Source organism: Pseudomonas sp. NPDC077408 (assembly GCF_050269105.1).
In the GTDB taxonomy this organism is placed as follows: domain Bacteria; phylum Pseudomonadota; class Gammaproteobacteria; order Pseudomonadales; family Pseudomonadaceae; genus Stutzerimonas.
This window is the reverse complement of record NZ_JBNNHS010000005.1, coordinates 247,478-271,010: the sequence shown is the minus strand read 5'-3', so window position 1 is coordinate 271,010 and position 23,533 is coordinate 247,478. Positions and strand designations below refer to the sequence as shown.

Below are 23,533 nucleotides of genomic sequence, written 5' to 3'. Positions count from 1 at the left end.
TCCAGCATCTTTTTCAGCCCATCGAGAGGCGTGCGGCCCAGCCCGGCCGATGGCTCGCCGCAAGCACGGACCAAAAAACAAGATGGCAGTCAAATATCCCGCTTTTCGTAAAAAATTCCCTCTATTGGTAACTGGCGGCTTGCTCGCACTGCAACCTGTAACGGCGCCCATGGTCATCGCAGCCGAACAGTTCGCCTGCCAACCAGGCGCTGGCGGGGGTTGGAATTGCGCAGCGGATGCCGCCAGCCCGACCCTGCCACCACGTCCGACTCATCGTGGCACGTCTACTGGCGAGACCACTAGCGCTAAGCCCAGCGCCAGCAAAGCCGAGCGCCAGGCGGCCACCACAAAACTGGTCACCGAAAGCAAGGGCCGGGCACTGACCTCGCGCAGTGCCGATTACAGTCATCTGGACTGGGTGCCGCGCGATCAGCTGACCAATGCACAGCTGGCCGAGACAGGTCCGTACTGTGCCGGTACCTATGTTGAACCAAACCGCCCCGGTCAGTTCGACGACACGCCGATGAGCGAGGCACCGACCTACGTATCGGCCAAAGCAACCCGTTACGAGCAGCAGCAGGAAATCGCCACGCTGGCCGGCGACGTGGTACTTCGCCAGGGCAGCATCCAGGCCGAAGCCGACGAGGCGAGCCTGTACCAACTGGAGAACCGCGGCGAGCTGAAAGGCAATGTCCGTCTGCGTGACGGCGGCGCACTGATGGTCGGTGACCGCGCTGAACTGTTCCTCGACACAGGTGAAGCGCAGGTCGAAAACGCCGAATACGTGGTTCACGAAGGTAAGGTCCGCGGCAGTGCACTCTATGCCAAGCGTACCGAGGACGCGATCATCCGCCTCAAGGACGGGACTTATACCCGCTGCGAACCCGGCGATAACGACTGGTATCTGCAAGGCAACAACGTCACCCTCAACCCGGCCACCGGCTTCGGCTCGGCGACCAACGTCACGCTGCGGGTCAAGGGTGTGCCGGTGTTCTATACGCCTTACATCTATTTCCCGATCGATGACCGCCGCCAGTCCGGCTTCCTGGCGCCAAGCATCAGCTCATCCAGCGATACGGGTTTGTCGCTGATCACACCGTACTATTTCAATCTGGCGCCGAATTTCGACGCGACGCTTTACCCGAATTACATGACCGATCGCGGTTTGCTAATGGAAGGTGAGTTCCGTTACCTGACCCGTCGCAGCGAAGGCCAGTTCGGGGCTGCCTACCTGGATGACAGCAACGACGAGCGCAAGCTGCAGTCCGAGTACGAGGACCAGCGCTGGATGTACAGCTGGCAGCACCGTACCGGCCTGGACACGCGCTGGCTGGCGGAAGTCGATTACACCGACATCAGCGATCCCTACTACTTCCAGGACCTGGACACCCAGCTGGGCATCGATCAGCCAGATCACCTAGATCAGCGTGGCACCCTGACTTATCGCGCACCGTCCTATACGGCTCAGCTGAACGTACACGCTTACGAGCGCGCAACCATTGCCGACATCACACCCTACGAGCGCCTGCCGCAGCTGACGTTGAACGGCGCATTGCCGTTCCAGCCGGGTGGATTGCGGTTCGCTTATGGCACCGAGTTCGTCAGCTTCCAGCGCAGCCTGCGCAGCGGCAACTTTATTAACGAAGATGGTAATCCTGAACGTTGGTATGACGATCGCTTGAGTGGCCTGAAGCGCGCGGAAGGCGAGCGTCTGCACCTTGAGCCCGGCGTTAGTCTGCCGCTCGACTGGAGCTGGGGCTTCGTCCGGCCATCGCTGAAATACGCGTATACCAAGTACGATTTGACGCTGGACAATACCGGCCGTCGCCAGGTGAATGACTTCAACGACTCGCCTGACCGCAGCGTACCGATCTTCAGCGTCGATAGTGGCTTGTACTTCGACCGCGACACCCAGTGGTTCGGCAAGAACTACCGCCAGACCCTCGAGCCGCGGATGTTCTATCTGTACGTACCGGAAGAAGACCAGGATGACATTCCTGTGTTCGATACCGGTGAAAACACCTTCAGTTACTCTTCGCTGTGGCGTGAAAACCGCTTCTCCGGCAAGGACCGAATAGGCGATGCCAATCAGCTCTCGCTTGGCGTGACCAATCGCTGGATCGAGCCGAACGGGCTGGAGCGTCAGCGCTTGAGCGTTGGCCAGATCATCTACTTCCGCGACCGAGAAGTGCAGCTACCGAATCTCGAGGGTCGCCCAGGCTCAACCTCGGACGTATCGCCATACGCCCTCGAGTACCTGTATCGCTACAACCGCGACTGGCGCTTCACCTCGACGTTCAATTGGGATCCAGACGAAGGCCGCACCCAATCAGGCAGCGCCATGTTCCATTACCAGCCGGCTGACAATCCGCGAAAGATCGTCAACTTCGGCTACCGCTATCGCAACGACACCGTGCGATTCGACAGAGCCACCGGAGAGTGGGCCTATGGTGGCGACTACGGCGTGCCAGGCACGCCTGAGTACATCGAGGATTACTACAAGATCAACCAGCACGACATCTCCACCATCTGGCCGATTCTGCCGCAGTGGAGTGTGATCGCACGCTGGCAGCATGACTACAGCCGCAACCGCACATTGGAAGCCTTCGGTGGCTTCGAGTACGACAATTGCTGCTGGAAACTGCGCCTGATCAATCGCTACTGGATCGATTACGACGAAACCAGTCTCAACCCATCGCAGAACGATGAGCCGGACAACGGCATCTTCCTGCAAATCGTCCTCAAGGGACTCGGCGGCGTGTTCGGCAGCTCGACCGAGACATTCCTCGACGAAGGCATACAAGGTTACCGTGAACGTGAAGATCAAGCTTTCTGATTGTCTGCGCCCCCTGCTGGCAGGCGCACTATTGCTGGGCAGCGCGACTGCTGCGCTGTACGCGTCGGCCGAAGTTCGACAGCTCGACCGTATCGTCGCGATCGTGGACAACGACGTGATCATGCAAAGCCAGCTGGACCAACGGACCCGCGAAGTGCAGCAGACCATCGAGAAACGCGGCGCGGAAATGCCGCCCGCGGACGTTATGCAACAACAGGTGCTGGAACGGCTGATCACCGAAAATCTGCAACTGCAGATCGGTGAACGTTCGGGCATCCGTATCTCCGATGAAGAGCTGAACCAGGCGATGAGCACCATCGCCCAGCGCAACAACATGACCCTGGACCAGTTTCGCGCGGCCCTTGAGCGTGACGGCCTGAGCCTCGACACCGCTCGTGAGCAGATTCGCCGCGAAATGGTCATCAGCCGGGTGCGCCAGCGCCGGATTGCAGAGCGTATTCAGGTATCGAACCAAGAGGTGGAAAACTTCCTGGCTTCAGATCTCGGAAAGTTGCAGCTATCAGAAGAATACCGACTGGCCAATATCCTGATCCCTGTGCCGGAGTCCGCTGATTCGGCCACGATCCAGGCGGCTGAAAAAACCGCGATGGATACCTATCAGCAACTTCAGCAAGGCGCCGACTTCGCCAAACTGGCTGTCTCGCGTTCGGCCAGTGAAAACGCACTGGAAGGCGGCGATATGGGCTGGCGCAAGGCCGCTCAGCTGCCACCGCCATTCGATACCGAGGTCAGCAGCATGTCGGTCGGCGACGTCACCCGGCCGGTGCGTACCCCGCCGGGCTTCATCCTGCTAAAAGTGCTGGACAAGCGGGGCGGTGATACTCAGGTACGCGACGAGGTCCATGTTCGCCACATTCTGATCAAGCCGAGTCAAATCCGCAGCGAAGAAGAAAGTCGACGTCTGATCCAGCGACTGCGTGACCGCATCCAGGCTGGCGAGAGCTTTGCCGAGCTGGCGAAGAACTTCTCCGAAGACCCAGGCTCGGCGCTGAACGGCGGAGACCTCAACTGGATCGACCCCAGCTCGCTGGTTCCGGAGTTCCGGGAAGTCATGGCCAACACCGCCAGTGGGCAGCTGTCCGAACCCTTCAAGACGCCGTATGGCTGGCACATCCTAGAAGTGCTCGGACGCCGCGCCACAGATGCCAGCGAAGAGTTCCGCGAGCAACAGGCCCTGTCTTTGCTGCGCAACCGTAAGTACGAAGAAGAGCTGCAGAACTGGCTGCGCCAGATTCGCGACGAAGCCTACGTCGAGATCAAGCTCTGATTGCGCGGTGACATGTTCGTCAGCGACGCCTCAGCGGGCCGGCCAATCGGCCGGCCCGCTTCATTTCATCAGCCCAAAGGCCTAGAGATGACCACCAAACGTTTCGCCCTGACGCCCGGCGAGCCCGCCGGTATTGGTCCGGACCTCTGTTTGCTGCTAGCACGCGACAGCCACCCTCACGCCTTGGTCGCCATCGCCAATGCCGAGCTGCTACGCGCCCGAGCAGCCGAGCTTGGACTGGACATCACCCTGATCGACGTTGCCCCGGGCAGCTGGCCGAACCAGCCGGCAACCGCCAATAGCCTGTATGTCTGGGACACACCGCTCGCTGCGCCGGCCATAAGCGGCCAGCTCAACCCGGCGAACGCAGACTATGTGCTAGCGACGCTGACACGTGCCGGTAACGGATGCCTTGATGGCAGCTTTGCCGGCATGATCACTGCGCCGGTGCACAAGGGCGTCATCAACGAGGCAGGCATCTCGTTTTCAGGACACACCGAGTTTCTCGCGGAGCTGACCGGCACAGAGCAGGTCGTCATGATGCTAGCCACACGTGGGTTACGGGTTGCACTGGTCACCACCCATCTGCCGATCAAGGAGGTGCCGGCGGCCATCACTGCCGAGCGGCTGCAGCGTGTGACGCGCATATTGCACAACGACCTGGTAGCAAAATTCGGCATTGCCCATCCCCGGATTCTGGTCTGCGGTCTCAACCCACATGCTGGTGAGGGCGGACATTTAGGCCGCGAGGAAATCGAGGTCATCGAGCCAACGTTGGAAATCCTGCGACGCGACGGGCTCGACCTGATCGGCCCGCTACCGGCTGATACAGTGTTCACGCCCAAACACCTCGAACACTGCGACGCGGTGCTGGCGATGTACCACGATCAGGGGCTGCCAGTGCTCAAGTACAAGGGCTTTGGCGCAGCCGTCAACGTCACGCTGGGGCTGCCGATCGTACGCACCTCGGTCGATCACGGCACCGCGCTGGACCTTGCAGGCACTGGCCGAATCGACACCGGCAGCCTGCAAGTCGCGCTGGAAACGGCGTATGAGATGAGCGGCAGCTAAAAGCAGCACGCAGCAAACCCTGTTCGGGCGTAAGGCATACACCTGAAACACATCGGCGTGGCGGCCGCAGCCTGCCGAGCAGCGGCCGGAACAGCGGTCTCGAGTCGACAAAAAACCGCTTCCGGACTTTCCAGCGCGCCTCCGAACCGCAATGGCCCGCGGCGGGGGCACTCGCCTCAGCTAGCGCAGCTGCTAAACTGCGGGCCTTTTCGCTCCCAGCTGCAAGCCTCACGCTTCCAGCTGCTCCTGAGACTGCTGTATATGTCCGAGAACTACCAACACCGCGCGCGCAAGCGTTTCGGCCAGAATTTCCTTCACGATGCGGGCGTGATCCATCGCATCCTGCGCGCCATCCATGCCAAGCCGGGCGAGCGGATCGTCGAGATCGGTCCGGGCCAGGGCGCACTGACCGAAGGCCTGCTAGACAGCGGCGCACACCTAGACGTGGTCGAGCTGGACCTGGACCTGATTCCGATCCTGCAACAGAAATTCGCCGACCGCGAGAACTTCGCCCTGAACCAGGGCGATGCGCTGAAATTCGACTTCGCCCAATTAAGCTCGGAGCCAAACAGCCTGCGCATCGTTGGCAACCTGCCGTACAACATCTCCACGCCGCTGATCTTTCACCTACTCGATCACGCCAGCCTGATCCGCGACATGCACTTTATGTTGCAGAAGGAAGTGGTCGAGCGCCTCGCAGCAGCGCCGGGCGGCGGCGATTGGGGCCGGCTGTCGATCATGGTGCAGTACCACTGCCGCGTCGAACATCTGTTCAACGTGGGTCCTGGCGCATTCAACCCGGCGCCGAAAGTCGACTCGGCCATCGTGCGCCTGGTCCCGCATGAAGTGTTGCCGCACCCGGCGCGCGATCACCGGCAGCTGGAGACCGTGGTTCGTCAGGCCTTCAATCAGCGCCGCAAAACGCTGCGCAACACCCTCAAGGGGCTACTGGACGCAGATGCGATCGCCGCCGCCGACGTCGATGGCAGCCTGCGCCCGGAACAGCTGGACCTCGCCGCGTTCGTAAGACTATCGGATCAATTATTTGCCCGCGGCTGAAAGCGACCTACGCGAAGGAGCACACCATGCCTGAAGACCTCCGCTACCGGATCGACGTCAATGTCCGCCCGGCCTACCTCGCAGACCAGTCACAGCCAGACCAAAACCGTTTTGCCTTTGCCTACACCGTAACCATCGAAAACAAGGGCGAGCTCACAGCGCAGTTGCTGTCACGCCACTGGATCATCACTGATGGAGACGGTCAGGTGCAGGAAGTGCGCGGCGAAGGCGTGGTGGGTGAGCAGCCGGTACTAGCCCCCGGCCATCGCCATGTCTACACCAGCGCCACGCTGATGGCCTCACGCGTTGGCACGATGCAGGGCAGTTATCAAATGCTTGCCGAGGACGGGCACCGCTTCGATGCCACGATCGCACCGTTTCGGCTGGCCGTACCGGGAGCCCTGCATTGACTACCTATGCTGTCGGCGACCTGCAAGGTTGCCTCGAACCCTTGCTCTGCCTTCTGAAACAAGTTGACTTCAGCCCATCACGCGACTGCCTGTGGCTGGCTGGCGACTTGGTCAACCGCGGCCCACAATCGCTGGAAGCATTGCGCTTCGCGCGCGACCTGGGCAGTTCGGGTGTCACCGTTCTGGGTAATCATGACCTGCATCTGCTGGCCGTCACGCACAAGGTCGAGCGGCTGAAGAAGTCCGACACGCTTCAGCCGATCCTCGATGCGCCCGACCGAGCCGACCTGATCTTCTGGCTGCGTCAGCAGAAACTGGTCCACCACGATGCCGAACGCCAGGTCACCATGGTTCATGCCGGCATCCCACCGCAATGGACACTGAGTAAATCCCTGCGCCGTGCGGCCGAGGTCGAACAGGCGCTTCGCGACGACGCCATGCTGCAACCCTTCCTCGACGGCATGTACGGTAACCAGCCGGCCAAGTGGAGCAAGGAGCTGCACGGCATCCCTAGGTTGCGTCTAATCACTAACTATTTCACCCGGATGCGCTTCTGCAAAGCTGACGGCACCCTCGATCTCGAAGCCAAAGAAGGCCTCGACTCTGCACCCGCCGGATTCGCGCCCTGGTTCAGCCACCCCACTCGCAAAACCCGAGGCGAAAAGATCATTTTCGGCCACTGGGCCGCGCTGGAAGGCAATTGCGACGAGCCGAACGTCTACGCGCTGGATACCGGCTGCGTATGGGGCAACTCCATGACACTGATGAATGTGGACAGCAACGAACTGTACAGCTGCGACTGTGAGGCCAAGCCATGACCGAGTTCAAACGTATTTCACCCGAGCAGGCGCAGTCGCTGCGCAGCGAAGGCGGCGTGATCGTCGACATCCGCGACCCGAACAGCTTCGCCAATGGTCACGTCACCGGCTCGACACATCTGGACAACCAATCCTTGCCAGACTTCATCGCAACCGCTGATCTCGACCAACCGCTGATAGTCGTCTGCTACCACGGCAACTCCAGCCAGAGCGCAGCCGCCTATCTGGTAGGCCAGGGTTTTTCAGACGTCTACAGCCTTGACGGCGGCTTCGAGCTTTGGCGACAAGCGTTTCCGCAAGAGACTGAACAAGGCGATCCCGCCTAAAAAATCACGCCCGCCTAGGCCGCAGATAATGCGGCCTTGAGCCTCCCTTCCGACGAAACGCAGCGGCAATAACACCTCTCCTCCCTTGAACTTGCCGAATCCGAACTATCCTTCAGTGCAGGCCATCCAAACAGGTGGAAGCCGTGCAGCGGCTACCGGGCCTCAGTTTCGACCATCAGGTGTTCGGGGGAACTCCACAGGCCGGTAAGGCGGCCGTACCTGAATGCATGATGACAACACCGGCTCCGAGCATCGTCCGAGGTGAAGTCAATGAGCATTTTCAGCCATTTCCAGCAACGATTCGAAGCAACCCGTCAGGAAGAGTATTCGCTTCAGGAATACCTCGACCTGTGCAAGGAAGACCGGGGAACCTACGCAACTGCAGCCGAACGCCTGTTGATGGCGATTGGCGAGCCCGAACTGATCGACACTTCTGCCGACTCGAGACTTTCGCGGATTTTCTCCAACAAAGTCATACGCCGGTATCCCGCCTTTGAAGACTTCCACGGCATGGAAGATTGCATCGACCAGATCGTTTCCTATTTCCGCCACGCCGCGCAGGGCCTGGAAGAGAAGAAGCAGATTCTCTATTTGCTGGGCCCGGTGGGCGGCGGTAAGTCTTCGCTCGCCGAGAAGCTCAAGCAACTGATGGAGCGAGTACCCTTTTATGCAATCAAGGGCTCGCCGGTGTTCGAATCGCCCCTGGGGTTGTTCAACCCGGCTGAAGATGCACAGATCCTCGAAGAGGATTACGGCATTCCCCGTCGCTACCTCAGCTCGATCATGTCGCCCTGGGCCACCAAGCGGCTGCAGGAGTTCGGCGGCGACATCAGCCAGTTCCGCGTGGTCAAGCTCTATCCTTCGATCCTCAACCAGATCGCGGTGGCCAAGACCGAGCCGGGCGATGAGAACAACCAGGACATCTCGGCGCTGGTGGGCAAGGTCGATATCCGCAAGCTTGAAGAGTTTCCGCAGAACGACGCCGACGCCTACAGCTACTCAGGCGCGCTGTGCCGCGCCAACCAGGGCATGATGGAGTTCGTCGAGATGTTCAAGGCACCGATCAAGGTGCTGCACCCGCTGCTGACCGCCACTCAGGAAGGTAACTACAACAGCACAGAGGGCCTCGGCGCTATCCCGTATAACGGCATCTTGTTGGCTCACTCCAACGAGTCGGAATGGCACACCTTCCGCAACAACAAGAACAACGAAGCCTTCATCGACCGCATCTACATCGTCAAGGTGCCGTACTGCCTGCGGGTGAGCGACGAGATCAAGATCTATGACAAGCTGCTGTTCAACAGCTCGCTGTCGAAAGCCCACTGCGCGCCCGATACGCTGAAAATGCTCGCGCAGTTCTCTGTCCTGAGCCGCCTGAAGGAGCCGGAAAACTCCAACATCTACTCCAAGATGCGGGTCTACGACGGTGAGAACCTCAAGGACACTGACCCCAAGGCCAAGTCGATGCAGGAATATCGCGATACGGCCGGGGTCGACGAGGGCATGAATGGGCTTTCCACCCGCTTCGCCTTCAAGATCCTGTCCAAGGTGTTCAACTTCGATCCCCATGAAATCGCCGCGAACCCGGTGCATCTCCTTTACGTGTTGGAGCAGCAGATCGAGCAGGAGCAATTCCCAGCCGAGGTGCGCGAGCGGTACCTGCGCTTTATCAAGGAGTACCTGGCGCCGCGCTACGTCGACTTCATCGGCAAGGAAATCCAGACCGCTTACCTCGAGTCCTACAGCGAATACGGCCAAAACATCTTCGACCGCTACGTGCTCTATGCGGACTTCTGGATTCAGGATCAGGAATACCGGGACCCGGAAACCGGTGAAATTCTCAACCGCATGGCGCTCAACGAAGAGCTGGAAAAGATCGAGAAGCCAGCCGGCATCAGCAATCCGAAGGACTTCCGCAACGAAATCGTCAACTTCGTGCTGCGTGCCCGCGCCAACAACAACGGCAAGAATCCGTCTTGGCTCAGCTACGAGAAGCTGCGCGTGGTGATCGAGAAGAAAATGTTCTCCAACACTGAGGATCTGCTGCCGGTCATAAGCTTCAACGCTAAGGCCAGCAAGGAAGATCAGAAGAAGCACAACGACTTCGTCGTGCGCATGGTCGAGCGCGGCTACACCGAGAAGCAGGTTCGCCTGCTCTCGGAATGGTATCTGCGCGTACGTAAATCGCAGTAAGAGCAGCTGAGGGCTTGGAGCCGGAGCTGGAAGCCAAAGCAGCACGCTTCCGGCTCGCGGCTCGCGACTTCCAGCTCAGCCCGGAGGGCTCGTATGAGTTACGTGATCGACCGCCGTCTGAACGGCAAAAACAAGAGCACGGTCAATCGCCAGCGCTTCTTGCAGCGATACCGTGGACACATCAAGAAAGCCGTGGAGGAGGCCGTTGGACGCCGCTCCATTACCGACATGGAACACGGCGAACAGATCAGTATTCCCGGCCGAGATACCGATGAGCCGATCCTTCACCACGGTCGTGGCGGTCGGCAAACCATCGTGCATCCCGGAAACAAGGAGTTCATCGCCGGTGAGCGCATCCCTCGCCCAAACGGCGGTGGCGGCGGCCAAGGGGCTGGCCAGGCCAGCAACAGTGGCGAAGGCATGGACGATTTCGTTTTCCAGATCACCCAGGAAGAATTCCTCGATTTCATGTTCGAGGATCTCGAATTGCCCAACCTGGTCAAACGCCACCTGACGGGCACCGACACTTTCAAGACGGTCCGCGCCGGGATCAGCAACGAAGGCAACCCGTCACGCATCAACATCGTTCGTACCCTACGCTCGGCTCACGCGCGCAGGATTGCCCTGTCCGGAAGCAGCCGCGGCAAACTGCGCGAGGTAAAAGCTGAGCTGGCACGGCTCAAGCTGGAGGAGCCCGCCAACTTCACCGACATCCAGGCAGCCGAGGAAGAAATCGAACGACTCAGCGCGCGCATCCATCGCGTGCCTTTTCTGGACACCTTCGACCTCAAGTACAACCTACTGGTCAAACATCCCAACCCAAGCTCGAAAGCGGTGATGTTTTGCCTGATGGATGTGTCCGGCTCCATGACCCAGGCCACCAAGGACATCGCCAAGCGCTTCTTCATCCTGCTGTACCTGTTCCTCAAGCGGAACTACGACAAGATCGAGGTGGTGTTCATCCGCCATCACACCAGCGCCAAGGAAGTCGACGAAGAAGAGTTCTTCTACTCCCGGGAAACCGGCGGCACCATCGTCTCCAGCGCCCTGAAAATGATGCAAGAGATCATGGCCGAGCGGTATCCGGCTAACGAGTGGAACATCTATGCGGCACAGGCCTCGGACGGCGATAACTGGAACGACGACTCTCCGGTTTGCCGGGACATTCTGATCAACCAGATCATGCCGTTCGTCCAGTACTTCTCCTACGTCGAAATCACCCCTCGCGAACATCAGGCTCTGTGGTACGAATACAACCAAGTGGCCGAGGCCTTCGGCGACTCGTTCGCCCAGCAGCAGCTGGTGACAGCGGGGGACATTTATCCGGTGTTCCGCGAGCTATTCCAGCGGCGCATGGCTAGCTGAGGTAAGCAGCATGAAACGACAGCCCATTTCCACCGGCTCGGAATGGACCTTCGACCTGATCCGTACCTACGATCGTGAGATCGGCCGTATCGCCGAGCGCTATGCGCTGGACACCTACCCCAACCAGATAGAAGTCATCACGGCCGAGCAGATGATGGACGCCTACGCCTCGGTGGGCATGCCGCTTGGCTATCACCACTGGTCCTACGGCAAGCATTTCCTCAGCACGGAAAAATCCTATACCCGCGGGCAGATGGGCCTGGCTTACGAGATCGTCATCAACTCCGACCCCTGCATCGCCTATTTGATGGAAGAAAACACCATCACCATGCAGGCACTGGTGATCGCCCATGCCAGTTATGGCCACAACAGCTTTTTCAAGGGCAACTACCTGTTCCGCACCTGGACCGACGCCAGTTCGATCATCGATTACCTGGTGTTTGCCAAGCAGTACATCATGCAGTGCGAAGAACGCCACGGCATCGATGCCGTGGAGGATCTGCTCGACTCCTGCCATGCGCTGATGAACTACGGCGTCGACCGCTACAAGCGGCCCTACCCGATATCCGCCGAGGAAGAGCGACGCCGGCAGAAGGATCGCGAAGAGCATCTGCAGAAGCAGATCAACGATCTGTGGCGAACCATTCCCAAATTCGGCGAGAAAGATGACGAACGCCAGCGCGACCAGCGCTTTCCCGCCGAGCCCCAGGAGAACATCCTTTACTTCATCGAAAAACATGCACCGCTGCTGGAGCCCTGGCAACGAGAAGTAGTGAGGATCGTGCGCAAGATCGCACAGTATTTCTATCCACAACGCCAGACGCAGGTCATGAACGAAGGCTGGGCGACCTTCTGGCACTACACGCTGATCAACGACCTGTACGACGAAGGACTGGTGACCGATGGCTTCATGATCGAATTTCTTCAGTCCCACACCAGCGTGATCTATCAGCCCGGTTTCGACAGCCCTTACTACAGTGGCATCAACCCCTACACGCTGGGGTTCGCCATGTACCAGGACATCAGGAGAATTTGCGAGCACCCCACCGATGAAGACAAACACTGGTTCCCGGATATCGCCGGCAGCGACTGGCTCACCACGGTCAAGTTCGCGATGAACAACTTCAAGGACGAGAGTTTCATCCTGCAGTTCCTGTCGCCCAAGGTCATCCGCGACCTCAAGCTGTTCAGCATCCTCGATGATGACCACAAGGACGAGCTGCTGGTCCCCGCCATCCATGACGAAAATGGCTATCACGCCATCCGCGAATTGCTTGCAGCTCAATACAACCTCGGCAATCGTGAACCCAATGTGCAGGTATGGAGCGTCGATCGCCGCGGCGATCGCTCGCTGACCCTGCGCCACCAGCAGCACGACCGCAAACCCTTGGGCGGCTCCACCGATGAGGTCCTCAAGCACCTCCATCGGCTCTGGGGGTTCGATGTGCACCTGCAATCGATGCAGGATGACAAGCTGATCGCCACGCACCACATGCCGCCGAGAGTCGAGGCGGATGTCGAGGCCAAGTACCCCGGTATGAACCTGGCGCTGCCACCCATCTGACGGTTACACATCACTTCAGATCGAATACCCGAGAGCAGTCGCAGCTTGCTGCTTCGGGGCATTCGTTTATCCTCCGCCGCAATGGAGGACTGCATGCGAATCTATAAAGTCGGCGGAGCGGTACGTGACCGGTTGCTGGGGCGTCCTGTGACCGAGGTGGACTGGGTGGTCGTCGGCTCCAGTGCCGAAGAGATGCAGGCCAAGGGTTTTCGCCCGGTGGGCGCAGATTTCCCCGTGTTCCTCCATCCGGTCACAGGTGAGGAATACGCACTGGCCCGCACCGAGCGCAAGAGCGGTCGCGGTTACGGCGGGTTCACCTTCTATGCCAGCCCCGAAGTGACACTCGAAGAAGACCTGATCCGCCGCGACCTGACCATCAACGCCATGGCCGAGGATGAGCGGGGCCAGCTGATCGATCCCTACGGCGGCCAGGCCGACCTCGCAGCCCGCCAGCTCAGGCACGTATCCCCCGCCTTCGCCGAAGATCCTTTAAGGGTGTTGCGTGTGGCGCGCTTTGCCGCGCGTTATGCCGAACTCGGCTTTAGCGTGGCGCCCGAAACCCGGGCGCTGATGTGTCAGCTCGCCGAATCGGGGGAACTACTGGCGTTGACACCGGAACGCAGCTGGAAGGAAATCGCCCGCGCGTTGATGGAGCCTCGCCCTGACGTGTTCCTGCAGGTTCTACGCGACTGCGACGCCTTGAAGGAGCTGTTTCCGGAAATCGACCGGCTATTCGACGAGACGTTACCGCTCGAGGATGGTACCCAGGCCGGCAAACACACGCTTGAGGTGCTACACAGATGCGCCGCTCATGCTCAGCCCCTAACAGTGCGCTGGGCCTGTCTGCTGATGCCGCTGGGACAGACAGCTGACCTCGATGCGCCGAGTTCGGAAGCAGCCAGAACATCGCCAATTGACATCGTCAGCACGCGTTACAAAGTGCCGCGAGACTGCCAGGAGTTGGCCAGACTGGTCGGCGAATTCTACTCGCTCGGCCATCAGGCCATGTCACTGCCGGCGCAGACGCTGTTCGACTTGCTGCAGCATTTCGACATCTACCGCCGCCCGGAACGCTTCGAGCAGTTCGTCGCCTGCTGCGCTATGGACGCGCAGAGCGGTCACGAGGGGCACGCCTATCCGCAGGCCGAATACCTGCGCGGAGCCGCCGAGCATGTCCGCGCGGTACAGGTGAAACCGCTTATTGAACAGGGTTACAAGGGCGCAGAACTAGGAGAAGCACTTAAACGCGAACGACTGGAAGCTGTCCGCCAATATCAACGCCTCTATCAAGACAACGCCAACTGATCAGCGCTTGCCCTGCTGCAACGCGAGGAACCCGCGCTCTTCGCAAGACGAAGTCAGCGCGGGTCCGCGGCGGACAACAACGACGCTGGCGTCAACTCCTCGCCCTTCCACTGGAAGCGCACGGGCCACAGCTGCTGCTCGATGACCGATTCCCGCCACAATTCAGCGAAGCACCGCCCGGTCTCGGGATGCATCACGTCCGGCGACAGCAAGGCCAGCGGCCAGAGCACGAAAGCGTTTTTAAGTGTCTCCGGCCGCGGCAGTTGCAAGCCATGAAAATTGCCCTGCAGATCGCCATACATCAACACATCGATATCCAGTGGTAGACCTTTGCGGTCCGGCGCGTAGCGACCGTTGTCCGCTTCGATGAACTTGAGCCGTCTGTCCAGCTCCATCAGGGGCAACTCGGTGCTACCGGAGACCACAAGGTTGTAGAAATGGTCACCCTTGTAGCCCACTGCAAGGCTTTCAAAAACGGGTGAACAGCGCATGTCTCCGAGCAGCTTTTCCAGCGCATCGAGACCGGCCGTCAGATTCCGTTCACGGCGGCTATTGCTGCCGAGCCCCAGCAGTACGCGAGTCAGTGGCATCCGCGTTCGATCTCCACACCCAACGCCTTTGCGCGCGGGTTGACGCCCGGTTTGGTCACCCGTAGCCGCAACCAGGGAATGCCGAACTCACTCATCAGGGCAGCAGCCAGGCGTTCGGCAAAGGTTTCTACCAGCTCGAAGCGTGACGCTTGAGCGAAACAATCGATGGCGGCAGTCACTTTGGCATAGTCCAGCGCCTTATCCAGTTCGTCGTTCCGGGCGGCGGGACGGATGTCCCAGCCGAGGGTCAGGTCCAGCCGCAAGCATTGTCGAATGCCGCGTTCCCAATCATAGGCGCCGATCAGCGTATCCACTTCCAGCCCTTCGATGAAAACTGTATCCACGCAACGTTCTCCCTCGGCACGACAACTTCATGACAGGCCGTTAGACTCAGGAGCTCCTTGCCCCGGATGAATGCCATGTTCTGGCAATTAGCACTGCTCGCCTATCTGACCGGCTCGCTTTCATTCGCCATTCTACTCAGTCGCCTGACCGGCGCACCCGATCCACGCGCCGGCGGTTCCGGCAATCCCGGCGCCACCAACATGCTGCGACTGGCCGGTAGAGGCCTGGCCATCAGCACCCTGTTCGGTGACCTACTCAAGGGTTTGCTGCCAGTGCTGCTCGCCGCAGCGCTAGGCCTGGCCATCGAGCAACAAGCCTGGATCGGTCTCGCCGCAGTACTGGGCCACTCATATCCGTTGTATTTCCGCTTTCGTGGCGGCAAAGGCGTGGCCACAGCCGCTGGCGTCTTGCTTGGCCTGCATCCAGCAACGGCATTACTGGCGCTGCTCATCTGGCTGGCTGTTTTCACGTTGTCACGCACCAGTTCACTGGCCGCACTGGTCGCACTACCGCTCTGCCTGCCCTTTCTTGCCTGGATGCAACCGACGGCGCTCTGGCCTATGGCATTGCTGGCCGCGCTCGTCGCCTGGCGTCACCGTAACAACCTGCGCGACCTGTCTAAAGGCAGAGAGCGACATTTTTAAGCTAACCGGCGTCAAATCGCCGGAAGCGCTTCCATTGGCCAGCGCGCCTGTACCGAAATCTCAGGGCCGTCTTGCTGACCAGCAAGCAAACGCTGGCAGCCAGCATAGGCGATCATCGCCCCATTGTCGGTGCAGAAACGTGGCCGAGCATAGAACACGCGCCCCTTCAGCTCAGCGAGCATCGCTTCAAGACTCTGGCGCAGCGAAATGTTGGCGCTCACACCACCGGCAATGACCAGGCTGTGCAACCCCGTCTGCTTCAGCGCGCGCCGGCATTTGATGGTCAGCGTATCGACCACGGCCTGCTGAAACGCCAAAGCGATATCGCAGCGGGTTTGCTCACCATCATCGCCGGTACTCTGACGTTGCTGCCAGGTCGTCAGGGTGGACGTCTTGAGGCCGCTGAAACTGAAATCCAGCCCGGGCCGATCTGTCATTGGTCGGGGAAAAGTGAACCGACCCGGCGTGCCGCGCTCGGCAAGCGCTGCGATCTCCGGACCGCCCGGATAGCGCAGCCCCATCAGCTTGGCCGTCTTGTCGAAAGCCTCGCCAGCGGCGTCGTCCACCGACTCGCCCAGCAGTTCATAGCGACCAATGCCGTCTACCCGGACCAACTGGGTATGCCCACCGGAAACCAGCAGCGCGACGAAGGGAAACGCCGGCGGTTGCTCTTCGAGCATCGGCGCCAGCAGATGTCCTTCCATATGGTGCACGCCGATTGCCGGCACACTCCAGGCAAGCGCCATCGCCTGCGCGCAAGAAGCGCCAACCAGTAGCGCGCCCACCAGGCCGGGGCCGGCCGTATACGCCACCGCGTCGATCTGGCTGGATTCGCGTCCGGCCTCTTCGAGCACCTGACGGATCAGCGGCAGCATCCGCTTGACGTGATCACGCGACGCCAACTCTGGCACCACGCCTCCATAGACGCGGTGCAGATCGATCTGACTGAACAGCGCGTCGGCCAACAGGCCGTGCTCGCTGTCATACAGTGCAACACCGGTCTCGTCACATGAAGTTTCCAGCCCCAGAACCAGCATGGGCACGACCTTTCCAAAGAAGCGAATGAAGCCGCGCATATTAATCGCCGGGGCCAGCGACCGACCAGCGCTTTTCGATAAGGGGGCTTTGCATTCCACGCGGCAAGGCGTTAACATCCGCAACCCTTAAAACCAGCGTGCTCGCGATATTTGCCGAAGCGCGTTGTAACCGGTAAACAAGTGAAGGTACGTCCTGGATGCCCAACGTTAAAGTTAAAGAGAACGAACCATTCGACGTAGCTCTGCGTCGCTTCAAGCGTTCTTGCGAAAAGGCCGGTGTTCTGGCCGAAGTCCGCAGCCGTGAGTTCTACGAAAAGCCTACTGCTGAGCGCAAGCGTAAAGCTGCTGCCGCAGTCAAGCGTCACGCTAAGAAAGTGCAGCGCGAACAGCGCCGTAGCGTTCGCCTGTACTGATCCAGTACTGCTGACGCTGCATCAAGCCCGGCCAATGCCGGGCTTTGCATTTGAAGGAGACTCCGCTTCGCCAATCGGCGAATTGCCGGAGTTTTTTTCATTCCGGCCTGAACACTGCGAGCGTATTCTCATACCCCTATGGCCGGCTTGATCCCGCAATCCTTCATTGATGACTTGCTCAACCGCTCCGACATCGTCGAGGTGGTGAGTTCGCGCATCCAACTGAAAAAAGCGGGCAAGAACTACACGGCCTGCTGCCCGTTTCACAAAGAAAAGACCCCCTCATTCAGCGTCAGCCCGGACAAGCAGTTCTACTACTGCTTCGGTTGCGGCGCTGGCGGCAACGCGCTCGGCTTCATCATGGATCATGACAGCCTGGAATTTCCCCAGGCAGTCGAGGAGCTAGCCAAGCGCGCCGGCATGGAAGTGCCGCGAGAAGAAAGCGGACCGGGGCGCAAACCCCGTCAGCCCGTGGACTCGCCGCTTTATCCCTTGCTCGATTCCGCCGCCGATTACTATCGACAGTCACTCAAGGGGCACCCGGCACGCAAGGCCGCGGTGGAGTATCTAAAAGGCCGCGGTCTGTCTGGCGTTATCGCGAGGGATTTCGGCCTCGGCTTCGCCCCGCCTGGCTGGGACAACCTGATGAAGCACCTGGGCGGCGACGCCCTTCAGCAAAAGGCCATGATCGATGCCGGCCTGCTGATCGAAAACGCCGAAAGCGGCCGGAGCTACGACCGCTTCCGCGACCGGGTGATGTTTCCGATCCGCGACAGTCGTGGACGCGTCATTGCCTTTGGCGGACGGGTACTGGGCGATGACAAGCCGAAATACCTTAACTCCCCGGAAACACCTGTCTTTCATAAAGGCCAGGAACTCTACGGGCTCTACGAGGCACGCAAGGCCAATCGCGACCTGGATGAAATCATGGTCGTTGAAGGCTACATGGACGTCATTGCACTGGCGCAGCAAGGGCTGCGCAATGCCGTCGCGACACTGGGCACCGCGACCAGCGACGAACACCTCAAGCGCCTTTTCCGCATCGTGCCCAGCGTGCTGTTCTGTTTCGATGGTGACGCAGCCGGCCGCAAGGCTGCATGGCGCGCCCTGGAATCGGCTCTGCCCAACCTGCAGGATGGCCGCCGCGCACGTTTTCTGTTCCTGCCGGAAGGCGAGGACCCGGACAGCCTGGTGCGCAGCGAAGGTACCGATGCCTTCAAGGCCCGAATCCAGCAACAAGCGCAACCGTTGGCCGATTACTTCTTCCAGCAGCTCAGTGAAGAAGCAGACCCGCGCTCCCTGGAAGGCAAGGCCCACCTGGCGACGCTTGCAGCACCGCTCATCGAAAAAATCCCCGGCAACAACCTGCGCGCATTGATGCGGCAGCGCCTCGGGGAAATTACCGGTCTGCATAGCGAAGCACTTCAGCAGATGGGCTCAGCATCGCCGAGCGCCGCGTCGGAATACGACGACAGCGTGTATTACGACACCACGCCTGGGCACGACGAAGGTGACTACTACGCACCGCCGGCCACTACCCAACCAAAGATCGGCGGCAAGAAAGAGTGGAAAAAAGACTGGAAAAAGAACGGCCAGCGTCCAGACTTCAAAAAGCCACGCGCACCGAGAACGCCCGCCACAGTAGAACCACCAGCACTGACCACATTGCGTACGCTCCTGCACCACCCTGAGCTCGCGCAGAAGGTCGAAGATGCCAGCCACTTCGCGGCGGAAGACGACACCTACGCACAACTACTGGTCGCCCTGCTCGGAACGCTGCAAAAGAACCCCAAACTGCGCAGCCTGCAATTGATTGCACGCTGGCATGGAACCGATCAAGGGCGACTTTTGCGCGCACTTGCCGAGAAAGAATGGCTAATCTCGGCCGATAACCTTGAACAACAGTTTTTCGACACCATAACAAGCCTTGCTGCTAGACAACGCGACCGCAGCCTTGAAACGCTGCTGCGCAAAGCTCGCCAAGGTGAACTCAGCGCAGAGGAGAAAGAGCAGCTGCGCAGCCTGCTAAATCGCAACTCAACACCCGCTATATCGACCTCAACTGGCGCGTGAGGTCCTTGCTCGGCTATAATGCTCAGCTTGTTTTCAGCCCGCCAGAACCGTCAGTGGATAGGGTTATATGTCCGGAAAAGCGCAACAGCAGTCCCGTCTCAAAGAATTGATCCAGCGTGGCCGTGAGCAGGGTTACCTGACTTACGCCGAGGTCAATGACCACCTACCGGAGGATATTTCCGATCCGGAACAGGTGGAAGACATCATTCGCATGATCAACGACATGGGTATCAATGTATTCGAGGTTGCCCCGGATGCCGATGCCCTGTTGCTGGCCGAAGCCGATACCGATGAAGCTGCAGCAGAAGAGGCCGCTGCGGCACTCGCCGCTGTGGAAACCGACATCGGCCGCACCACCGACCCAGTGCGCATGTATATGCGTGAAATGGGCACCGTCGAACTGCTGACCCGCGAAGGCGAGATTGAAATCGCTAAACGCATTGAGGAAGGCATTCGCGAGGTGATGAGCGCAATTGCCCATTTCCCGGGTACCGTCGACGGCATTCTTGCCGACTACGAGCGCGTCACCACCGAGGGTGGGCGTCTCTCCGACATTCTCAGCGGGTATATCGACCCTGACGATGACGGCGCGGCCGGTCCTCAGGCAGAAGTCGAGCCCGTCGCACCGCAGGCAGCAGCAAAGCCGGCCGGTGACGACAAGGACGACGAGGAAGAGGACGATTCCGACAGCGATGAAGAAGAAGGCGATGGCGGTCCGGATCCGGAAGTCGCTCGCGTTCGCTTCGGCGCCGTTGCCGAGCAACTGGACGTTGCCAAGAAGGCCTTGAAGAAGCATGGCCGCGGTAGCCAGCAGGCGACCGATGCCCTGCAGGAACTCGCCACGCTGTTCATGCCGATCAAGCTCATCCCTAAGCAGTACGATGCGCTGGTCGATCGCGTACGTGATGCTTTGAGCCAGGTCCGCGCCCAAGAACGCGCCATCATGCAAATCTGCGTGCGTGACGCACGTATGCCCCGCGCCGACTTCCTGCGTCAGTTTCCTAACAACGAAACAGACCTTGATTGGGCAGAAAAGCTGGCCAATGGCAAAAGCAAATACGCCGAAGCCATCGCCGCACGCAAGGAAGACATCCAACGCTGCCAGCAGAAGCTGCTCGCGCTGGAAGAAGAATGCATATTGGCTATCGCTGACATCAAGGACATCAACCGTCGCATGTCGATCGGTGAAGCCAAGGCTCGCCGGGCCAAGAAGGAGATGGTCGAGGCCAACCTGCGTCTGGTTATCTCCATCGCCAAAAAGTACACCAACCGCGGCTTGCAATTCCTCGACCTGATTCAGGAAGGCAACATCGGCCTGATGAAAGCGGTGGACAAGTTCGAATACCGCCGCGGCTACAAGTTCTCGACCTACGCTACCTGGTGGATTCGCCAGGCAATCACTCGCTCCATTGCCGACCAGGCGCGGACCATCCGTATCCCGGTCCACATGATCGAGACGATCAACAAGCTCAACCGCATCTCCCGTCAGATGCTGCAGGAAATGGGCCGCGAACCCACGCCTGAAGAGCTTGGCGAGCGTATGGAAATGCCCGAGGACAAGATCCGCAAGGTACTGAAGATCGCCAAAGAGCCGATCTCCATGGAAACCCCGATCGGTGACGACGAAGATTCGCACCTGGGCGACTTCATTGAAGACTCCTCCATGCAATCGCCAATCGACGTGGCGACGGTGGAGAGCCTCAAGGAAGCCACTCGCGAAGTCCTCTCCGGCCTCACCGCACGGGAAGCCAAAGTACTGCGCATGCGTTTCGGCATCGACATGAATACCGACCACACCCTAGAGGAGGTCGGCAAACAGTTCGATGTCACCCGCGAGCGGATCCGTCAGATCGAAGCCAAGGCGCTGCGCAAGCTGCGCCACCCGACGAGAAGCGAGCACCTGCGCTCCTTCCTCGACGAGTAAAACCAGAACCCCCGGCCAGCGCCGGGGGTTTTGCATTCAGGCCAGTCAAAACATGCCTGTACGCGCAGCTTCGCTTGGCGCACGCGCAACACCACCGGTATAATTCGCCCGCCTCTGAGGGCCTATAGCTCAGTTGGTTAGAGCAGAGGACTCATAATCCTTTGGTCCACGGTTCGAGTCCGTGTGGGCCCACCACCTTTAAAGCCGCGCAATGCGCGGCTTTTTCGTTTGCCTCCGACCTTTCTTGTTGCAACCCCTCGCGCCAGGCGACTAGAGCCTCTATCAATCCTACTAATACCCAAAACGCATATAAACTGAAACAAACGTTCCTAGACTCTCTAAGTGCTCGACCCTATCGTTCGCGCGGGGCCGTTCTGCGGCCGGTCGTTACGCCACGTTAAGGACGTTCATGCTCTCCGATTCGCTACCGCTGCTTTTCGTCTGCGCCTTGCTGGTCTGGGTGCTGGTGTCTTTCGTGCGGGAGACATGGAGCCCGGACATCGTCGTGGCGATTGCGGTGGCGGTGTTGATCGCCAGCCAGTTACTGACCCCCGCGGAAGTGCTTGGGGTGCTGTCCAACTCCGCCCCCGTCACCATCGCCTGCATGTTCGTGATATCCGCGGCACTGGAGCGCACCGGCTGCATCGATGCGTTGGGTAACTGGCTGGGTGGACTGGTCGGCACCAGCCCGACCCGCGTGCTCGGCGGACTGACGATTACTGCGCTGGTCATTTCGGCCTTTCTCAACAACACGCCCGTGGTAGCGATCCTGACACCGGTCGCCATTTCCCTGGCAACGCGGGCCGGCACCACGCCTTCGAAACTGCTGATTCCGCTGTCCTACGCCACGATCCTTGGCGGCACGCTGACGATGATCGGCACCTCGACTAACATCCTGGTCGACGGTGTGGCGCGCAAGGCGGGCCTCGCCCCATTCGGCATGTTCGAAATCACCGGCGCTGCGCTGGTGCTCGCCGCGGCCGGCATGCTGTATATGCTGACCATCGGCAAGCGGCTGCTGCCGGAGCGCGACACTCTCTCCAAGCTTCTCGGGCCGAGGCTCGATCGCACCTTCATGAGTGAATTGCGGGTTCCTCAAGGCTCTCCCGTGGTCGGCAAGAGCATTGCCGAGGCCAACCTCAACGGTGGCAGCGGACTGCAGGTGCTGCAGGTGAACCGCGGGGTTCATTTGCACAGCCGACCGGAACAGGATTTCAGTCTGCTGGCCGGCGATGTGTTGGTGATCCACGGCCAGGTCAAGGATGTAGTTGAGCTACGCGGCAGCGGTCATCTGAGCTTCAACCGCAGCGACGCCTTCGAGACCCTCAGCAGCGAGGATGAAGTGCTCGCTGAAGCCATTGTCGGACGCAACTCGCGTTACAGCCACCGACCGATGCGCGATCTCGATCTCAGCGCCCGCTACGGGATCAATGTGCTGGCCGTGCACCGGCAGGACGAAAACATCCAGGGCAACCTCGACGATTTCCAGCTGCAGTTCGGCGACGTGATGCTGGTCGAGGGCACACCGGCCCAGATCAAGCGTTTCGCTGACAACGGCGAGCTGATCAGCCTCAACGCCGTACAGGAGCGCGCTTTCCGGCGAGACAAGGCGCCCATCGCCATTGGCACGACGCTGATGGTGATGCTGCTGGCAGCGTTCGGTGTGATGCCAATCGAAGGCCTGGCGATCATGGGTGCCGCGGCGGTGCTGGCGACCCGCTGCCTGGATGTGGAAGACGCCTACAAGGCGGTCGACTGGAAGATCCTCAGCCTGATCTTCGGCATGCTCGCCATCAGCGTAGCGATGAACAAGGTCGGGCTGGTCGAGCTGATTGTTTCCAGCGTGGTCGACCTGACGCCTTGGGCTGGCCCGCTATTCATGCTCGGGTTCATCTATCTGTTCACTTCGGTGCTTACCGAGATCCTCTCTAACAACGCCGTCGCCGTGCTGGTCACACCAATTGCTATTGGCCTTGCCCAACAGCTCGGTATCGATCCGCGTGCCTTCGTCGTCGCGGTGATGTTCGCTGCCAGCGCCAGCTTCGCCACGCCGATCGGTTACCAGACCAACACTTTCGTCTACAACGCCGGTGGCTATCGCTTCGCTGATTTCCTCAAGGTGGGTATCCCGCTGAACCTGTTGCTGTGGGTCGTCGCAACCTTGGTCATCCCGTTGTTCTGGCCGCTCACACCGCTCTGATAACGGTGCTTGCCCTGGATCATTGACCGCATCGGCGTTCAGTTTCATGCTCTCGGGCCTTTGCCCCGATGA

At 59.9% G+C, this 23,533-nt stretch carries 19 protein-coding genes and 1 tRNA gene; 17 read left to right on the top strand and 3 right to left on the bottom strand.

What is annotated here, in order from left to right; translation table 11 throughout:
- The first annotated feature begins 82 nt into the window (after window positions 1-82).
- The 11 genes from ACQKEK_RS15385 (at window position 83) to ACQKEK_RS15335 (ending at window position 14,235) form a co-directional block, all read left to right on the top strand.
- The gene (locus ACQKEK_RS15385) at window positions 83-2,836 is read left to right on the top strand and encodes an LPS-assembly protein LptD (RefSeq protein ID WP_499143663.1); all 2,754 of its coding nucleotides are present in this window, start codon (window positions 83-85) and stop codon (window positions 2,834-2,836) included.
- On the top strand, window positions 2,817-4,124 hold the full coding sequence (locus tag ACQKEK_RS15380; protein ID WP_499143662.1) for a peptidylprolyl isomerase: 1,308 nt from the start codon (window positions 2,817-2,819) through the stop codon (window positions 4,122-4,124). The genes ACQKEK_RS15385 and ACQKEK_RS15380 overlap by 20 nt, the downstream gene beginning before the upstream one ends.
- An 87-nt stretch (window positions 4,125-4,211) precedes the next feature.
- Window positions 4,212-5,195, top strand: a complete 984-nt coding sequence (pdxA, locus tag ACQKEK_RS15375) for a 4-hydroxythreonine-4-phosphate dehydrogenase PdxA (RefSeq protein WP_499143661.1) — start codon at window positions 4,212-4,214, stop codon at window positions 5,193-5,195.
- A gap of 261 nt (window positions 5,196-5,456) precedes the next feature.
- Complete coding sequence (gene rsmA, locus ACQKEK_RS15370; protein ID WP_499143660.1) at window positions 5,457-6,254, top strand: 16S rRNA (adenine(1518)-N(6)/adenine(1519)-N(6))-dimethyltransferase RsmA; 798 nt, start codon at window positions 5,457-5,459, stop codon at window positions 6,252-6,254.
- 26 nt (window positions 6,255-6,280) lie between these two features.
- Window positions 6,281-6,664: a Co2+/Mg2+ efflux facilitator ApaG/CorD gene (gene apaG, locus ACQKEK_RS15365; RefSeq protein ID WP_046162875.1), complete on the top strand. Its 384-nt coding sequence runs from the start codon at window positions 6,281-6,283 to the stop codon at window positions 6,662-6,664.
- Complete coding sequence (locus ACQKEK_RS15360; RefSeq protein WP_127838343.1) at window positions 6,661-7,482, top strand: symmetrical bis(5'-nucleosyl)-tetraphosphatase; 822 nt, start codon at window positions 6,661-6,663, stop codon at window positions 7,480-7,482. Before apaG ends, ACQKEK_RS15360 begins: the two co-directional genes overlap by 4 nt.
- Window positions 7,479-7,808 (top strand): thiosulfate sulfurtransferase GlpE, encoded by a 330-nt coding sequence (gene glpE / locus ACQKEK_RS15355; protein WP_045430702.1) that lies wholly within the window; start codon window positions 7,479-7,481, stop codon window positions 7,806-7,808. Before ACQKEK_RS15360 ends, glpE begins: the two co-directional genes overlap by 4 nt.
- A 270-nt stretch (window positions 7,809-8,078) precedes the next feature.
- Window positions 8,079-10,001, top strand: coding sequence for a PrkA family serine protein kinase (locus ACQKEK_RS15350; RefSeq protein WP_045430704.1), 1,923 nt, complete (start codon window positions 8,079-8,081; stop codon window positions 9,999-10,001).
- Between the two features lie 93 nt (window positions 10,002-10,094).
- A complete protein-coding gene (locus ACQKEK_RS15345; protein WP_499143659.1) occupies window positions 10,095-11,366 on the top strand; it encodes a YeaH/YhbH family protein in 1,272 nt (423 codons plus the stop codon).
- A 10-nt stretch (window positions 11,367-11,376) separates the two neighbouring features.
- Entirely contained in the window at window positions 11,377-12,930 is a 1,554-nt protein-coding gene (locus ACQKEK_RS15340) for a SpoVR family protein (protein WP_499143658.1), read from the top strand.
- 93 nt (window positions 12,931-13,023) lie between these two features.
- The gene (locus tag ACQKEK_RS15335) at window positions 13,024-14,235 is read left to right on the top strand and encodes a multifunctional CCA addition/repair protein (protein WP_499143657.1); all 1,212 of its coding nucleotides are present in this window, start codon (window positions 13,024-13,026) and stop codon (window positions 14,233-14,235) included.
- A 53-nt stretch (window positions 14,236-14,288) separates the two neighbouring features.
- Here ACQKEK_RS15335 and folK read toward each other — a convergent pair whose 3' ends face one another.
- Together folK and folB are read right to left on the bottom strand one after the other, a co-directional pair.
- On the bottom strand, window positions 14,289-14,825 hold the full coding sequence (gene folK / locus ACQKEK_RS15330) for a 2-amino-4-hydroxy-6-hydroxymethyldihydropteridine diphosphokinase (RefSeq protein ID WP_499143656.1): 537 nt from the start codon (window positions 14,823-14,825) through the stop codon (window positions 14,289-14,291).
- Window positions 14,816-15,169 (bottom strand): dihydroneopterin aldolase, encoded by a 354-nt coding sequence (gene folB / locus ACQKEK_RS15325; RefSeq protein WP_128120308.1) that lies wholly within the window; start codon window positions 15,167-15,169, stop codon window positions 14,816-14,818. Before folB ends, folK begins: the two co-directional genes overlap by 10 nt.
- 75 nt (window positions 15,170-15,244) lie before the next feature.
- Between folB and plsY the strand changes: the two genes are divergently transcribed.
- On the top strand, window positions 15,245-15,814 hold the full coding sequence (plsY, locus tag ACQKEK_RS15320; protein WP_128120307.1) for a glycerol-3-phosphate 1-O-acyltransferase PlsY: 570 nt from the start codon (window positions 15,245-15,247) through the stop codon (window positions 15,812-15,814).
- A gap of 11 nt (window positions 15,815-15,825) precedes the next feature.
- On the opposite strand, the gene tsaD is transcribed toward plsY, so the two are convergent.
- Window positions 15,826-16,851, bottom strand: coding sequence for a tRNA (adenosine(37)-N6)-threonylcarbamoyltransferase complex transferase subunit TsaD (tsaD, locus tag ACQKEK_RS15315; protein WP_499143689.1), 1,026 nt, complete (start codon window positions 16,849-16,851; stop codon window positions 15,826-15,828).
- Between the two features lie 197 nt (window positions 16,852-17,048).
- Between tsaD and rpsU the strand changes: the two genes are divergently transcribed.
- The 5 genes from rpsU to ACQKEK_RS15290 all read left to right on the top strand — a co-directional run bounded on the left by rpsU (window position 17,049) and on the right by ACQKEK_RS15290 (window position 23,461).
- Complete coding sequence (gene rpsU / locus ACQKEK_RS15310; protein WP_003283508.1) at window positions 17,049-17,264, top strand: 30S ribosomal protein S21; 216 nt, start codon at window positions 17,049-17,051, stop codon at window positions 17,262-17,264.
- A gap of 138 nt (window positions 17,265-17,402) precedes the next feature.
- Window positions 17,403-19,337 (top strand): DNA primase, encoded by a 1,935-nt coding sequence (gene dnaG / locus ACQKEK_RS15305; RefSeq protein ID WP_499143655.1) that lies wholly within the window; start codon window positions 17,403-17,405, stop codon window positions 19,335-19,337.
- 67 nt (window positions 19,338-19,404) lie between these two features.
- A complete protein-coding gene (rpoD, locus tag ACQKEK_RS15300) occupies window positions 19,405-21,261 on the top strand; it encodes an RNA polymerase sigma factor RpoD (RefSeq protein ID WP_499143654.1) in 1,857 nt (618 codons plus the stop codon).
- Between the two features lie 118 nt (window positions 21,262-21,379).
- A tRNA-Ile gene (locus ACQKEK_RS15295) sits at window positions 21,380-21,456 on the top strand.
- 214 nt (window positions 21,457-21,670) lie between these two features.
- Window positions 21,671-23,461: an SLC13 family permease gene (locus tag ACQKEK_RS15290; RefSeq protein ID WP_499143653.1), complete on the top strand. Its 1,791-nt coding sequence runs from the start codon at window positions 21,671-21,673 to the stop codon at window positions 23,459-23,461.
- Window positions 23,462-23,533: the final 72 nt, after the last annotated feature.

Excerpts from the sequence above, each read along its gene's own strand:
- ACQKEK_RS15335 (WP_499143657.1), top strand. The coding sequence starts at position 13,024 with ATGCGAATCTATAAAGTCGGCGGAGCGGTACGTGACCGGTTGCTGGGG.
- ACQKEK_RS15350 (WP_045430704.1), top strand. The coding sequence starts at position 8,079 with ATGAGCATTTTCAGCCATTTCCAGCAACGATTCGAAGCAACCCGTCAG.
- ACQKEK_RS15385 (WP_499143663.1), top strand. The coding sequence starts at position 83 with ATGGCAGTCAAATATCCCGCTTTTCGTAAAAAATTCCCTCTATTGGTA.
- dnaG (WP_499143655.1), top strand. The coding sequence starts at position 17,403 with ATGGCCGGCTTGATCCCGCAATCCTTCATTGATGACTTGCTCAACCGC.
- tsaD (WP_499143689.1), bottom strand. The coding sequence starts at position 16,851 with ATGCTGGTTCTGGGGCTGGAAACTTCATGTGACGAGACCGGTGTTGCA.
- glpE (WP_045430702.1), top strand. The coding sequence starts at position 7,479 with ATGACCGAGTTCAAACGTATTTCACCCGAGCAGGCGCAGTCGCTGCGC.
- pdxA (WP_499143661.1), top strand. The coding sequence starts at position 4,212 with ATGACCACCAAACGTTTCGCCCTGACGCCCGGCGAGCCCGCCGGTATT.
- ACQKEK_RS15290 (WP_499143653.1), top strand. The coding sequence starts at position 21,671 with ATGCTCTCCGATTCGCTACCGCTGCTTTTCGTCTGCGCCTTGCTGGTC.
- rpoD (WP_499143654.1), top strand. The coding sequence starts at position 19,405 with ATGTCCGGAAAAGCGCAACAGCAGTCCCGTCTCAAAGAATTGATCCAG.
- rpsU (WP_003283508.1), top strand. The coding sequence starts at position 17,049 with ATGCCCAACGTTAAAGTTAAAGAGAACGAACCATTCGACGTAGCTCTG.
- ACQKEK_RS15340 (WP_499143658.1), top strand. The coding sequence starts at position 11,377 with ATGAAACGACAGCCCATTTCCACCGGCTCGGAATGGACCTTCGACCTG.
- plsY (WP_128120307.1), top strand. The coding sequence starts at position 15,245 with ATGTTCTGGCAATTAGCACTGCTCGCCTATCTGACCGGCTCGCTTTCA.
- rsmA (WP_499143660.1), top strand. The coding sequence starts at position 5,457 with ATGTCCGAGAACTACCAACACCGCGCGCGCAAGCGTTTCGGCCAGAAT.
- ACQKEK_RS15345 (WP_499143659.1), top strand. The coding sequence starts at position 10,095 with ATGAGTTACGTGATCGACCGCCGTCTGAACGGCAAAAACAAGAGCACG.
- apaG (WP_046162875.1), top strand. The coding sequence starts at position 6,281 with ATGCCTGAAGACCTCCGCTACCGGATCGACGTCAATGTCCGCCCGGCC.
- folK (WP_499143656.1), bottom strand. The coding sequence starts at position 14,825 with ATGCCACTGACTCGCGTACTGCTGGGGCTCGGCAGCAATAGCCGCCGT.